This is a genomic window from Fibrobacter succinogenes, assembly GCF_902779965.1.
Lineage (GTDB): Bacteria > Fibrobacterota > Fibrobacteria > Fibrobacterales > Fibrobacteraceae > Fibrobacter > Fibrobacter succinogenes_F.
Genome location: NZ_CACZDK010000008.1, coordinates 1 through 13,531, shown reverse-complemented (window position 1 = coordinate 13,531; position 13,531 = coordinate 1). Strand labels below are relative to the sequence as shown.

13 protein-coding genes are annotated in these 13,531 nt (G+C 47.7%); 1 reads left to right on the top strand and 12 read right to left on the bottom strand.

The genetic code is table 11. From position 1 onward, the window contains the following. Positions 1 to 18 precede the first annotated feature (18 nt). From HUF13_RS05530 to HUF13_RS05480, 11 genes are all read right to left on the bottom strand, one after another. Positions 19 to 1,326, bottom strand: coding sequence for a deoxyguanosinetriphosphate triphosphohydrolase (locus HUF13_RS05530; protein WP_173474196.1), 1,308 nt, complete (start codon positions 1,324 to 1,326; stop codon positions 19 to 21). A 74-nt stretch (positions 1,327 to 1,400) separates the two neighbouring features. Beyond that, positions 1,401 to 2,399, bottom strand: a complete 999-nt coding sequence (locus HUF13_RS05525; RefSeq protein WP_173474195.1) for a metallophosphoesterase — start codon at positions 2,397 to 2,399, stop codon at positions 1,401 to 1,403. Next, the gene (locus tag HUF13_RS05520) at positions 2,399 to 3,211 is read right to left on the bottom strand and encodes a thymidylate synthase (protein WP_173357236.1); all 813 of its coding nucleotides are present in this window, start codon (positions 3,209 to 3,211) and stop codon (positions 2,399 to 2,401) included. The genes HUF13_RS05525 and HUF13_RS05520 overlap by 1 nt, the downstream gene beginning before the upstream one ends. Positions 3,212 to 3,371: 160 nt before the next feature. Then, entirely contained in the window at positions 3,372 to 3,626 is a 255-nt protein-coding gene (locus tag HUF13_RS05515) for a hypothetical protein (protein WP_173474194.1), read from the bottom strand. 218 nt (positions 3,627 to 3,844) lie between these two features. Continuing rightward, positions 3,845 to 6,196: an OmpA family protein gene (locus HUF13_RS05510; RefSeq protein ID WP_173474193.1), complete on the bottom strand. Its 2,352-nt coding sequence runs from the start codon at positions 6,194 to 6,196 to the stop codon at positions 3,845 to 3,847. 173 nt (positions 6,197 to 6,369) lie between these two features. Continuing rightward, on the bottom strand, positions 6,370 to 7,071 hold the full coding sequence (gene radC / locus HUF13_RS05505; RefSeq protein ID WP_173474192.1) for a DNA repair protein RadC: 702 nt from the start codon (positions 7,069 to 7,071) through the stop codon (positions 6,370 to 6,372). Between the two features lie 129 nt (positions 7,072 to 7,200). Then, complete coding sequence (locus HUF13_RS05500) at positions 7,201 to 8,142, bottom strand: porin family protein (RefSeq protein WP_173474191.1); 942 nt, start codon at positions 8,140 to 8,142, stop codon at positions 7,201 to 7,203. Positions 8,143 to 8,325: 183 nt separating this feature from the next. Beyond that, a complete protein-coding gene (locus HUF13_RS05495; protein WP_173474190.1) occupies positions 8,326 to 9,093 on the bottom strand; it encodes a porin family protein in 768 nt (255 codons plus the stop codon). Between the two features lie 76 nt (positions 9,094 to 9,169). Then, a complete protein-coding gene (locus HUF13_RS05490; protein ID WP_304038854.1) occupies positions 9,170 to 9,988 on the bottom strand; it encodes an amino acid ABC transporter ATP-binding protein in 819 nt (272 codons plus the stop codon). Between the two features lie 8 nt (positions 9,989 to 9,996). Then, positions 9,997 to 10,656, bottom strand: coding sequence for an amino acid ABC transporter permease (locus HUF13_RS05485; RefSeq protein WP_173474189.1), 660 nt, complete (start codon positions 10,654 to 10,656; stop codon positions 9,997 to 9,999). 18 nt (positions 10,657 to 10,674) lie between these two features. Further along, positions 10,675 to 11,466 (bottom strand): amino acid ABC transporter substrate-binding protein, encoded by a 792-nt coding sequence (locus tag HUF13_RS05480; protein WP_173474188.1) that lies wholly within the window; start codon positions 11,464 to 11,466, stop codon positions 10,675 to 10,677. Positions 11,467 to 11,649: 183 nt separating this feature from the next. On the opposite strand from HUF13_RS05480, the gene HUF13_RS05475 reads away from it, so the two are divergent. Then, the gene (locus HUF13_RS05475) at positions 11,650 to 12,669 is read left to right on the top strand and encodes a T9SS type A sorting domain-containing protein (protein WP_173474187.1); all 1,020 of its coding nucleotides are present in this window, start codon (positions 11,650 to 11,652) and stop codon (positions 12,667 to 12,669) included. A 97-nt stretch (positions 12,670 to 12,766) separates the two neighbouring features. On the opposite strand, the gene HUF13_RS05470 is transcribed toward HUF13_RS05475, so the two are convergent. Further along, on the bottom strand, positions 12,767 to 13,531 hold a 765-nt coding region (locus HUF13_RS05470), incomplete at its 5' end, for a succinate dehydrogenase/fumarate reductase iron-sulfur subunit (protein WP_304038852.1).

Sequence of the window (13,531 nt, the reverse complement as noted above, 5' to 3'; positions counted from 1 at the left end):
CAACACCCCTGAAAACTTTTAATAACCCATGGCAAGGCCACCAATTTGGCGAGCCAAATACGTGGCGTAATTGTCCGTCATGCCGCTTACAAAGTCGAGCACCTGATGGTACGCTTCGGCAGTTGTCACACTTTGGCCAATTTTTGCTTGTCCAATCAAGCGTACAATTCTATTGGCGCGGTACGAGTTTCGACCATTCTGGCGGTAATCATAAACGCCGTTGATAAACGCATCGAGCACAGTGCTAAGCGTCGTGTAGCTACCGACTTCGAGCTCTGTTTTGCGGCGGTCCGGGTAAATACGTTCAACACCCAAGCGCTTTGCAATGCGAATGCCTTCCATCGTATCGGAACGGGAAAGATCAATCAAGTGCTTGTCCAGCGAGCCTTCCATAATGCGGTCATAATGCTTTACGAAAAGTACGGCCACGTCATCAATCAAATTCTGGATAGCGCGCCCGCGAATACTGCTGAGGAAGTCTCTAAAGTTCTGGCCGTTTTCTTCGAATTCACGGTCAATATCCACTTCCGGACCGCACAAAAAACTGAACATGTTGCGCACATCTCCAAACGTGAGAATGCCAAGTTCAATAGCATCCTCCACGTCGAGAATCGAATAGCAAATGTCGTCAGCGGCTTCCATCAAGTACACCAGCGGATGACGCACCCACACGCCGTTTTCAATTTCTGGGATGCCAAGAATTTCCGCCGTTTCACGGTAAAGTTCAGCTTCGGTTCTGAACAAGCTCGTCGGGCAACCGTAATAAGCCAATCGCGGGTACTTGATCATCGAGCCGATGGTTGCATACGTAAGGCGCATACCGCCATCAAGGAAGTGGTATTCCAGCTTGCTCAAAATACGATGACCTTGCGCATTGCCATCAAAATTTTCGAAGTCCGCAATTTCCTTGTCGTTCATTTCGGACATCGGTGCGGAATGACGATTCTTGCGGAACCATTCACGGATAGCCGCTTCGCCCGCATGGCCAAACGGCGGGTTTCCAATATCGTGCGCGAGGCATGCCGACTGCACAATCGTTCCAAACTGGTATTCGTTCACGTACTTCGGCAAATGCTTTTTAATCAAGTGATACACCGTAATCGCAAGGCTACGACCCACACTCGAAACTTCAAGGCTGTGCGTAAGACGGCTGTGAACATGGTCATTCACCGAGAACGGGTGAACCTGAGTCTTGCGGCCTAAGCGACGAAAAGCTGTAGAAAAAACGATGCGGTCGTAATCGCGATGGAAGTCAGAACGGTTCGGGTCCGGATCGGCCGGGTGACCGTAACGCGTTGCAGAAAGAAGCGTATCCCATTGTAGCATACCATAAATATAGCAATAAGGCAATCAGCTATGGGGTCGCACCTTCGGTGCTTTGGGCTATGGGGTATGGGCTTTTATAATGCTGTTCCGGCGGCGACCGAGACGAACTTTTGGTTATCGAGTTTTTGTTCGCCATCGAAACGGTATGCAACAAGGCGCCCATCACCGCGGTAGCCAGCAACGCTGTAATCCAAGCAGCAAACGTTATCACGAATAAGTTCAGGGAATCCCGTCAACCAATAATGTCCAAAGAAAACAGGGCGTTCATTTTCGCCATAGAAATCGAGTTCATGAATTTCTTGCGGCACTTCAACCAGAGGTAATTCCACGCCCGGTTGGAAACTGAGCTCCTGCAAGTTTGCATTTTTCGGGTCAATCCACCAGCGCAAACGCGTACGTTTACGGAGCACGCCTTCGGCATCCCGGAACGTGAGACCATCCGGCAAATCCAATTCTGGACCTTTCAACAACAAACTAAGCGGCTCGTAAAGCGAATCATCATATTCGTTATATTGGTCATTAGCACGTGCAATCAGTTCATCAAAATTGCCATCCGTAAAAGCACGGAGATTCAAATCTTTGAGAACTTGTACGCCATGCAAATCAAAGCAGGCGTGTTGCGCGCGGAATGTTTCCGTTTCCAAGTAAAACGGGAGCGTTTTGAAAAAATCGAGCATTTCCGCGAACTCGTCTTTGCGCCCGCGATAACTCTCGACAGTCTTCACATGAATCGCTACTTTGTTAAAAGTATGTTCGCGCAAATAGCCGCCACGAATTGATTTTAAAGGTCGCCCACCGGCTCCATTCTCGTGCCAAAAACTCAGCGCATTAAATTCGTGATTGCCCATAAGCGCTACAGCAGAACCCGCATCACGCATGGCACGCACAAGGTTGACCGTTTCGCGAACTTGACTCCCGCGGTCGATGTAATCCCCCAAAAATACAACCGTCCGAGCATTACCCGGAAAGCGATAAGCGCCTCCCTGCTCCTGATAGCCCAACTTTTTAAGGAGCACCACGAGTTCATCGTAGTGCCCATGAATATCGCCTATAAAGTCGATACTAGAGTTCATCACACCGCAATCGGAGCCTTGATGGTCGGCCACGGATCGTAATTTACAAGTTCAAAATCTTCAAACTTGAAATCGAACAAATCCTTGACATCAGGATTCATCTTCATTGTCGGGAGCGCACGCGGTGTACGCGAAAGCTGCTCACGAGCCTGATCAAAATGATTGCTGTACAAATGAAGGTCGCCAAACGTATGGACAAACTCACCCGCTTCATAACCGCAGACCTGAGCAAGCATCATCGTCAAAAGCGAGTACGATGCAATGTTGAACGGCACACCGAGGAACATATCAGCACTGCGCTGGTAAAGTTGGCAACTGAGCTTACGCTTGCCCGATGCACCGACTCCGCCCACATAAAACTGGAACAGACAATGGCACGGCGGCAAAGCCATTTTGTCCACTTCGGCAACGTTCCAAGCGCAAACCAAGTGACGGCGGGAATCCGGATTGTTCTTAAGGCTGTTAATCAAATTCGCAATTTGGTCTATATGTCCACCATCCGGCGTCGGCCAAGAACGCCACTGATGACCATAAACCGGGCCCAGGTCGCCATTTTCATCGGCCCATTCGTCCCAAATCGTAACCTTGTTATCGTGCAGATACTTGATATTCGTATCGCCCTTCAAAAACCATAGCAGTTCGTGAATGATACTGCGCAAATGAAGCTTCTTGGTCGTTAAGCACGGGAAGCCTTTGGAAAGGTCAAAACGCGTCTGACGACCGAAAACAGAACGGGTGCCAGTGCCAGTGCGGTCGGAGCGATCCACACCGTTATCGATAATATCTTGGAGAAGGTCTAAGTATTGCTGCATATTGTAATTATATAAAAGTAGGAAGTAGGAAGTCGGAAGTAGACAGTGGTTAGTGGTTAGTAAACAGGGGTATGAGGTATGGGGTATGAGCTTATTGTAATTAGAACAGTCCAAGCGAAGCGAGCTCAAAGGCACAACGTGCCGCCCCCATCGCTCATAGCTATGCGACTTCGTCGCTTCCAAATACTTCCACGCGCTTGTATTGCTTTGCAACTTGGCCTTCGACTTCGGCGGCGTTTTGCAATAAGAGTTTGTTTAAAGCCTGCAAGATTAGATCCTGCGTATGCTTGGGCACGGGCTTCTTGCCGAGGCGCGCCTTCTGCACCATCTTATGGTTCAAGTTCACAGGGAGCATTTCCACGAGGTCGTGATTGCTAAAGTTTTTGGCGGTCAAAATTTCATCAAGTTTTGTCATATGCCAAATGTAGAAAATCGAAAAAGAGATTCTCGCACAAGGCGGGAATGACATGTAAGGGTAATCCTTCGACTTCGCTGCGCTCAGGATGACAGATCGAGGCAAATGAGTACAGAGCTCCCGCACAAGGCGGGAATGATAAAATGGCAACGTAGCTGCGATTATAAGAAAAGCCCCGAGCTTTACGCCCGGGGCTTTGTTTGAGACTCTAAAAGGTATTAGTCACCAACGTAGTTGCTTTCGCACTTCATACCGTCATTTTCCGGTGTGACGAAGTGCATTTCAATACGACGGTTGTTTTCGCGACCTTCTGCCGTGGAGTTGTCGTCAACCGGGCAGGTAGAGCCGAGACCAACAGCCTTGATGCGGTTCTTAGCAACGCCGAACTTCGTGAGCTGCTTCATAACGGCCTTAGCGCGGCGATCAGAGAGCTTGAGGTTCTTCTTAGCCTTACCGCGGTTGTCGGTATGACCCTGGATCACAATCTTGAGGTCCTTGTAAGCTTCGTCTTCCTTGAGCTTCTGAGCAACACCCTTAAGGATTCTCTTAGCATTGGCGGAAATTGTAGCCTTACCGCTCTTGAAGGTAAGACCTTCGAGCTTTTCAGCCTTCTTCTTCGGGCATCCGAATCCGTCATCGCCAGCTTCATTCGGGCAGCGGTCAAGACCAGCGCAGACACCTTCGTAGAGGTTGAACATGTTCTTTTCGGTGACCCAAGCATCGCAGACGCCATCCTTGTCAAGGTCCGGATCCGGGAGCGGGCAACCATCATATGCAGGCACGCCGTGTTCGAGCGGGCACTTGTCAAGACCCTTGCAGGACTTGCCAATGAACCATTCCTTAGCGAGAGCTTCGTCTTCAGCAGCCTTTTCGAAGTAGTAACCGAGCTTCTTCTGAACAACCCATTCATCGCAAACGCCGTCGCCGTCGCTGTCCGGATCATCCCACGGGCAGCCCTTATTGCCGGCAGCACCTGCTTCACCCGGACACATGTCGTAGCCCTTGCAAACGCCAGTGTACTGATCAAGCTTGTTCTTGTCGGTGACCCACGGAGAGCAGAGACCGTCGCCATCTGGGTCCGGATTGTCTTCCGGGCAACCGTTGTTGACGAGCGTACCAGCTTCGGCCGGGCACTGGTCGATACCTTCGCAAATTTCCTTGAACTGATCAAGCTGACCCTTCTGGCTTACCCAAGAATCGCAAACGCCATCCTTATCCGGGTCCGGATCATCAGACGGGCAGCCATTGGAGTTGTTACCCTTTTCGGTCGGGCACTGGTCGATGCCTTCGCAAACATTACGGAATTCGTCAAGCATACCCTTTTCAGAAACCCAAGCGTCGCAGATACCATCTTCGTCGCTATCCGGGTTACCCATCGGGCAGCCGCCGTTCAAACGATGACCATAGTCATCCGGGCAACGGTCATCACCGTCAGCCACACCGTCGCCATCGCGGTCTTGCGGAGAAAGGAAGCCAGACCAAGTAAGGCCGCCGAACAAAGCAATCTGCGGGTTCACGCGGGTCTTGGTTGCAGTAACGCCACCAGCCGTATTAATATTTTCTTCGTTCTGAAGAACCTTAGCAAAATGCACATAATTGTCATTGCCAACATAAACAGATGCACCGAGCTGGATGTCAAGACCGATCGGCAAGTGGAACACGGCACCACCCGTAACCTGCTTCATGTCAAGCTTTTCCGGAAGGACAACATCTTCATTGTTAGCGTTCTTGCTATGGTTCCATACGAAGTCGTCGGTCTGGATATCCATGTAGAATTCACCGAAGAACGAGAGGAAGTCAAGAACGTAGAATTCGAGAGCAGCGCTTGCAAACGGGAAAGACAAGTAAGCCTTGTCCATGGACATGCGGTAACCACCGTTCAAGTGAACGAGGAGAGGTATGGCATCAATCTTGGAAAGGTCCAACGTCAAAGCAGCACCGACAGTAAAGACAGACTTTGCTGTACCATATGCTAATGCATAACCCGTTTCCTTAGCAATGTATTCCGGTTCACGAATCCAAAGACCCTGCTTGGTATTCTTGGATGTCTTGAAAGAATATCTGAAGAAAGCTGCGAAATCGACAGGCACATCAGCCGGAATCGGAGCACGAGCTTTCAAGCTAGCAGTCACGTTACCGATGTAGCCTTTCTTTGTAGAGGAGAGCGGATCTCCATTGCAGGTTCTCGCTTCAATGTCTTGATTAGAGCATACCGTATTGCCATTGAACTGGTCATAGAAGACCGGCAACGTTACACCAATGTCGAAGTAGTCCAAAAGACCGATAGCCAAGCCAACATAAGCACTAACACCATTGTAGCTAGCAACTTCGGCCTTCTGCTTCGCGGGTGCATATTCCAAAGGATAAGCCCAATCGCCTTCAGACTTGAACATGTCATTGCCAAATGTATAGTCACCCAAAGCCGTAAATACAAGCTTGGAATGACCGAGAGACTGGGCAGACTGTGTCTTATTGACACCGACAAAGCCCGTCTTGTTAATCGTATTGGCATGACCAGCAAAGGCGGATGCCGCCATTGCCAGAGCCAATCCCATTGCTACTCGTTTCATAGAGTCTCCTTAATTTTGACCTACCCTTGCATAGAGAGGTCCTTATCATAGTAATGTTTAAGTGAAATATAACTCTTTAAAAAAAAGTCCGCACTTTTTGTCTGTTAAAATAATTGACAAATAATACATACTTCTTTAAAATCGCCATTTCATTTCTTTTTTTTTACACAAATTCACTTAGAAAAAGAGCTTTCGAAGATTTCCGGGCAGCATCTGCAAATGCTTGTAAACCCACTTTTACCAATGATGATATGGTCCAGAACCGGGATTTGCAAAATTTTACCCGATGCACAAAGGACCCGAGTAATCGACATGTCTTCGGGACTAGGTTCCAAAGAACCTGATGGATGATTGTGAACAAAGATAACAGACACAGCCCTATCTTCGATGGCTAAAGCAAAGGCTTCGCGCGGGTGCACCGGAGTCTGATTCACAAGCCCAGTCGTGAGTTCATGAACGCGAATGATGAAATTTGCAGAGTTCAACGAAATTAAAACTAAATGTTCTTGCGACTCGTATTTCATGTACGAGACCCGCGAAAGCACATCTTCGGGAACAGAAACAGGAATCGCCTTGTCGCTTAAAATAAAGCGTCCCGAAAGTTCAAGACACGCCAAGATTTGCGCCGCCTTAACTTTTCCAAGTCCACGAATTCGTTTGAGGCTCGCAAGCGTCGGGACCGATGTTTCTGTAGATAAGAACTGGGAAAGCCGCCGAGCAAGCTCGAATACATCGCAATCGTGGCAACCGCTCCCCAAAATAATTGCCAACAATTCTTCATTGCTCAAGGCACTGACGCCAACGTATTCCATTTTTTCGCGCGGCATCAAATTAAATTCAGGCTTTGCGAACAAAGCCACTTGATTATGATTCATCCATTTTTCTCCTGCTAAAAGGCTTCTACTATATAAACACGCTTTTAGCAGGCTTTTGGACTAAATTTTTTTGTAAAAAAATTCTCCCTAACGAAAGGGAGATTCGAGAATCATTTGAGCATCAATTTATTAGAACAGATAGTAGTTCAGCACAAACTGGAACGACATCCACTTCGTATTATTCTTGAGAACAAGCTTTTCGCCATTTTCGTCTTCAAGATATTTTCCCTCGCTAGGATCGAAGAAATCCACCTTGTCGTCCTTTTCAAGACCCGTCAAGTCCCATGTAAAGCGAATACCCACGTCAAATTCACGATTCTTGTACTTGAACGAGGCACCTATACCTGCAACTGCAGACGGAATAAACGAGCTAACCTTCCATTCTTCCAATTCATCAGACATTTTCTTGCATTCTCCAGCGAAGCAAACCTCATAAGGATTGCCATCCTTGTCGGTAATATCTTGTGTATGAACAGTCGTGAAATTGAAGTTCAGACGAGCACCGGCTTCGAGATACAAATACTTAATCGGAGTGAATCGAGCCATAAGCGGGACGTTGACGTTGATAAACGCGCGGTTTTCACTGACTTTGTAATCACCAAGGAACCAGTGACGTCCACTTTCCGTTTCTCTTGTCATGATACCAACGCCCAAATTGACTTCAGGAACGACCATCAACATGTTATTGACGCGATACTTGAAGATACCACCAACGTCAAATGAGTAATTTGTCCAATCTTCCTTTTTTCCCATGTATTCCGTATACAAAGGATTAGACGGGTAGCTCAACAAATTTCCAAAGCCAAAGCCTAAATGGAAGCCGATATTGAATATCGGAGCATCGGCAGAAGTCGAAGAACCGGACGAAGAGCCATTAGACGAAGCACGGGCTTCTTCAAAAGACTTGTATTCCGGTTCATTATTTGCTGGGAGTTTGTTGCCGTAGCCGTCATCGACAGTGCCTTCGGACCTTGCTGGTGGAATGTCGTTACCATAGCCATCATCTTCGGCAAAGGCGTTTGAGCTAAGGCACATAAAGGCAATAGCAGAAGCAAGTATGATCTTTTTCATTTTTTCTCCTTTAAACAACATCTGATGATGTCGCATAATCAGTTTTATTTGGTGAGGGTAAAATACAAAAACACAGAACAACATTTTTGAAAATTTTATAAAAATTTTCAAAAATGTTTTATTCTTGTACAACACAGCCAAATTCACCCCAAAACGGCAAAATTTGGCAATATCGAACATTTATTAAAAGCTGGATAGCGGTGAACCAAAATAGTAATTGAAAACAATCTGTATATTCCACACTTTCGCTTTATTTTTCACAGACATCCTTTGTTTACCATCGGTAAGGTAAATATCGTCATATTTTTCAATTCCGCCAACATCAAGAACAAAACGAGCGCCAACATCAATATCATGATGTGAATTTTCTCTGAAGGTCCCACCAAGGCCAAAGATAAGGGACGGAACAAAAGTCTTTGCCTCCCAAACGAACCCATCTGTTTCCGAAGCCGAAACAGAAACAGAATTGCCATAAAAGTCAGACCCGCTAAAGGTATGCGATGACGCAAAGTTAAAGGCCATGCGGACACCGGTTTCAAGATAAAACTGCCGAGTCGGAGTAAAACGAACAGCAACTGGAATATTGATTCCATAGGCTCCGCGATTCTCGGAGACATCATCACCAAGATCTCTAGAGCTTATAACCATGCCAAAATTCAATTCCGGAACAACGCTCAAATAACGGTTAATCCTGGTGTTGAACGTGCAACCTAAATCAAAGCCCACATTAAACCAATCATTTTTCCCAAGCAAATCGGACGGATAATCCCAATAGCTTCCAAAGCCCATACCCACATGAACACCAAAGTGAAATGGGTCTACAGATAGGTTTCTAACCGCAGGAGCTTCTGATTTTTTAGCAGAAGCATCGTTAAAATTGTCTTCATCGGCAAAAGCGTTTGAGCCAAAGCCCATCAGCGCAACCGCCAATGCAACTATAAAACGTTTCATTCTAACTCACTTTTTATAAAATATTTCCATAAAAGAAAAAATCTTCCATGGTCATCATAAAATAAAAAAAGGAGAACTAGTTCCGAGAAAAGCGTTCCAAAAATGCGCTCAATCGTTTGTTTTGAGATTGGTTAAACACAAAATCAGGAGTTCCTTGTTCAACAACGACACCCTGATCCATGAAAATAACCTTGTTCGCCACATCACGTGCAAAAGCCATTTCATGAGTCACAATGACCATCGTCATGCGGTCTTCGGCCAGCTTCTTGATAATCTTGAGAACCTCGCCCGTAAGTTCTGGGTCCAAAGCGCTCGTCGGTTCATCAAAGAAAAGAATTTTTGGTTTTAAAGCAAGCGCACGGGCTATAGACACGCGCTGCTGCTGGCCGCCACTCAGTTCGCAGGGGTAAGACTTTTCCTTGCTTTCAAGCCCCATCTGCTTAAGCAAACGACGTCCCGTAGCGCGGGCTTCTTCACGCGGAATGCCGAGCACGCGAATCGGAGCAAGCGTCAAGTTCTGGAGAACGGTCAAATGCGGGAACAGATTGAAGTTCTGAAACACGAGACCGGTCGAAAGGCGAATTTCGCGGAGCACATTAGCGGGAGCATATTTTATCGGTTCGTTGAGGGCTGACACAACCAAGTTTTTTCCATCAACACGCACCTCGCCCGCTTCGAATGTTTCGAGCTGCGTCAAGCAACGGAGGAGCGTACTTTTGCCAGAACCGGAAGGTCCAATAATCGAAAGCACCTCGCCGGCGTTGAGGTCCAAAGAAATATCCTTGAGCACATGCAAGTCACCAAAAGATTTTTTCAAGTGCTTGACTTCGAGAATCGGAGATGTATCTTGAGAGGCGCCATTTGTAATTACAGACTGATTGTTTGCATAATCCATACCACGCCTCACTTATAATAATTCAGCTTGCGTTCAACGTAAGCAAAGAACATGCTCAAGAGCAAATTGGCAATGTAATAGAACACGCCCGCCACAAACAAAGGATAAATGCTAGCGTAAGCCGCCTGTTGTTTTTTGGCGAGTGCAAAAAGTTCCGTCACGGCAATCACTTGCGCTAGTGAAGTATCTTTCACAAGCGTGATGACTTCGTTTGCACTGGCGGGCACAACACGCTTTACAACCTGCGGGAGGATAATGCGGTAAAAAGTTTGAGCACGAGTCAAGCCAAGCATATAAGCGGCTTCGTACTGCCCCTTGGGAATCGACTGGATGCCGCCGCGGAAAATTTCTGCAAAGTACGCAGCATAGTTTATCGAAAACGCGACAATCACCGCCGGGAATCGATCAAACGAGAAATCCACGCCCGCGTATTCGCTCAGGTAATACGAGCCAAAGTAAATCGCTACAATCTGCAAGAGCAGCGGAGTGCCGCGCATCACCGAGATGTAGAACGACACCGGGTAACGAATAATGCGATAACGGCTCATCTTGAGCACCGCCACAAGCAAGCCTAGAGGAATCGAGAACAATAGCGTAAGGGCGAAAATTGCAAGCGTTGTGCAAAAGCCGCCCCAAAGAATAGGAAGTAAATTGCTCAAGTCAGACATAGAACTGCGCGCCGACCGTTACTTGCCAAACCATTTGGCAGAGATTTCAGCGAACTTGCCGTCAGCCTTCATGGCGGCAAGCACGTTGTTCACGGAATCACGCAGAGCCTGGTCCTTCTTGCGGAAACCCACAGCATAGACTTCGTCAGAGAGGCCTTCTTCGAGAACAATGTAGGATTTAGCATTTGTGACAATCCAGTACTTGGCGACAATTTCGTCGAGGAACACAGCATCGACACCGCCCTTATCCAAATCCAAGAGCGCCGTCTGGTTGTCATCAAACGGGACGATTTCCTTGGCGGCCTTGCCCGCTTCGGAGGCATCGAGCAACTTCTGGGCGGTAGAACCGTTCTGCACGGCAATCTTCTTGCCGGCGAGAGCCGCGAGACTTGCAAGAGCCTTGTCCTTCACGGTGAAAATCATGCGGTTCTGGAGATACGGTTCGCTCAAGTTCATAGCCATGGCGCGTGCCGGGTCAACGCTCATGCCGTTCCAAATGCAGTCAATCTTGCCGGTGTTCAGTTCCTGTTCCTTCGCGTCCCACGAAATCGGCTGCGTTTTGAGTTTGAGACCGAGACGCGCGCAAACTTCAGTCGCAAGGTCGATATCAAAGCCCACGATGTTATTGTCCTTGTCGCGGAAGCCCATCGGCGGGAAGGAATCGTCGAGGCCGAGCACAAACACGCCTGCGGCCTTGACCTTGTTGAAGGATTCGTCGGCAGCGGTCTTGCTTTCGGACTTCTGTTCGTTACAAGCAGAAAGGAAGGCGGCACACGCAAACGCCGCAAGCATTGCAAAAAACTTTTTCATCTTTGATTCCTTTTTTAATTTCTGATAGAAATATAGGAAAGAGACGCTCAGCTTCGCCTGCCGGACACCACCGGGCTACAATTTCTTTTGGGGATTTTCCGAAAAATTGACCTTTTCCCGAGAATTTTGGACAATTACGAGTTTTTCAATACTTTTCCCCTCGCTATTTTTTACATTAATACCATGAACAAATTCTTATCATCAATTGTACTTTTAGCAGCAACGGCTTCATTTTCGTTTGACGACTGGTTTGGGCATGAAATCGCCCCATACGTCTATACCACCCTTGATGGAGGTACCGAAACCGCTGGTTACTGGCTTTTTTCCGACGATCATCAGCAAAACGGCTTATCAAGGACCCTATTGCCAACCGAGCTCGGCAATGAATACTGGGATTTTGCGATTGAACCCCTTCTTGAATTTTGCAATGGTGTTTGCGGCACAGCCGTACTTGATCAGGGAACTTCTACAGCAGCCCCATTCATATCAGCATATATCAATGTCGCAGGAGAAACCTCTAAAACAGATGATACCCCAATCGCCGCAGACGCCTCTGACTGGGGAGGTATCTGCATTATATACAAATCCGAAGTTGCACCGATTCTTGAACTTGGCCTCAGCCAAAATGTTGAAGCAACCCTAAGCAATGCCATTCCTGCAAAAATTCTAGATGAAGCCCCAAATGTGGCAAAAACGCAATGCATTCCGTGGTCTGAATTCGAACAACCCTCCTGGTACACAGGCGAAGTAAAAATTAATGGAGAACAAGCGGCAAAGCAACTTGTTTACATCAATTTCAAAATCCAGGCAGATCCCGGCCGCTACCGTTTTAACCTCTGTGCCATAGGACCTTATAAACACGCTTCTGTATTCAACCAAGACATCGATAATTATTGTCAATTGCCAAATGACACCAGTGCAACAGCAGCAATTTATAAGCCCAAACAGACGCTACACATCGGCACATTCTCTCGCCTCAAGTTCCACTTCATCAAAGATCGCAACAGTTTATTGGTAAAAAGTCCAATAGCATCTGAACTTAAGGTTCTCATTTCCGATGTTCGCGGAATACTCAAAGGAATATATGAAGGAGACGCCGCAACCAATCATTACATTCCGCTTGATAATTTGAATCGGGGCGTCTATATATTGAATGTTGTTTCCGGCAATAATACGCAAAAATACAAGATTCAAATAAGATAATTTATAATTGCAATCATACAAAAAGGGCCGCATCGCTGCGGTCCTTTTTGCGTTTAGGGCGATGCCCGCTCGGAGGCGGGCATGACAATACCGAAAACTAGTCCTTGCCGTAAACCTTTTCGGCGTAGGTGGCGGTGGCCATGAGGTATTCGCGGTTCATCTTGGCGATGTAATCGACGGTGATACCCTTCGGGCAGGCAGCCTGGCATTCGTAAAGGTTCGTGCAGTTGCCGAAGCCTTCCTTGTCCATCTGAGCGACCATGGCCAAAACGCGCTTCTTGGCTTCGACCTTGCCCTGCGGCAAGAAGCTGAGGTGAGAAACCTTAGCAGAGACGAAGAGCATAGCAGATGCGTTCTTACATGCAGCGACGCAAGCACCGCAACCAATGCAAGCGGCAGCGTCGAAGGCGCGATCGGCATCGGCCTTGGGAACCGGAATCGTGGATGCTTCAGGAGCAGCACCGGTGTTGACGGAAACGAAGCCGCCAGCCTGGATGATACGGTCGAATGCGGTACGATCTACAGCGCAGTCACGGATAACCGGGAATGCGGCGGCGCGCCACGGTTCGATCACGATGGTGTCGCCATCCTTGAACTTGCGCATGTGAAGCTGGCAGGTAGTCGTTGCATGGTCTGGACCGTGCGGCATACCGTTGATGACGAGAGAGCACATGCCACAGATACCTTCGCGGCAGTCGTGGTCGAAAGCGAAGCCTTCCTTGCCCTGCTTCATCTGTTCTTCGTTCACAATGTCGAGCATTTCCAAGAAGGACATGTCCGGAGAAACATCGTTGATCTTGACAGTTTCGAACTGTCCCTTGGTCTTGGCATCCTTCTGACGCCAAATCTTCAAAGTCAAATT

Coding starts and splice junctions, on each gene's coding strand:
- HUF13_RS05530 (WP_173474196.1), bottom strand. CDS start 1,326: ATGCTACAATGGGATACGCTTCTTTCTGCAACGCGTTACGGTCACCCG.
- HUF13_RS05525 (WP_173474195.1), bottom strand. CDS start 2,399: ATGAACTCTAGTATCGACTTTATAGGCGATATTCATGGGCACTACGAT.
- HUF13_RS05520 (WP_173357236.1), bottom strand. CDS start 3,211: ATGCAGCAATACTTAGACCTTCTCCAAGATATTATCGATAACGGTGTG.
- HUF13_RS05515 (WP_173474194.1), bottom strand. CDS start 3,626: ATGACAAAACTTGATGAAATTTTGACCGCCAAAAACTTTAGCAATCAC.
- HUF13_RS05510 (WP_173474193.1), bottom strand. CDS start 6,196: ATGAAACGAGTAGCAATGGGATTGGCTCTGGCAATGGCGGCATCCGCC.
- radC (WP_173474192.1), bottom strand. CDS start 7,071: ATGAATCATAATCAAGTGGCTTTGTTCGCAAAGCCTGAATTTAATTTG.
- HUF13_RS05500 (WP_173474191.1), bottom strand. CDS start 8,142: ATGAAAAAGATCATACTTGCTTCTGCTATTGCCTTTATGTGCCTTAGC.
- HUF13_RS05495 (WP_173474190.1), bottom strand. CDS start 9,093: ATGAAACGTTTTATAGTTGCATTGGCGGTTGCGCTGATGGGCTTTGGC.
- HUF13_RS05490 (WP_304038854.1), bottom strand. CDS start 9,988: ATGGATTATGCAAACAATCAGTCTGTAATTACAAATGGCGCCTCTCAA.
- HUF13_RS05485 (WP_173474189.1), bottom strand. CDS start 10,656: ATGTCTGACTTGAGCAATTTACTTCCTATTCTTTGGGGCGGCTTTTGC.
- HUF13_RS05480 (WP_173474188.1), bottom strand. CDS start 11,466: ATGAAAAAGTTTTTTGCAATGCTTGCGGCGTTTGCGTGTGCCGCCTTC.
- HUF13_RS05475 (WP_173474187.1), top strand. CDS start 11,650: ATGAACAAATTCTTATCATCAATTGTACTTTTAGCAGCAACGGCTTCA.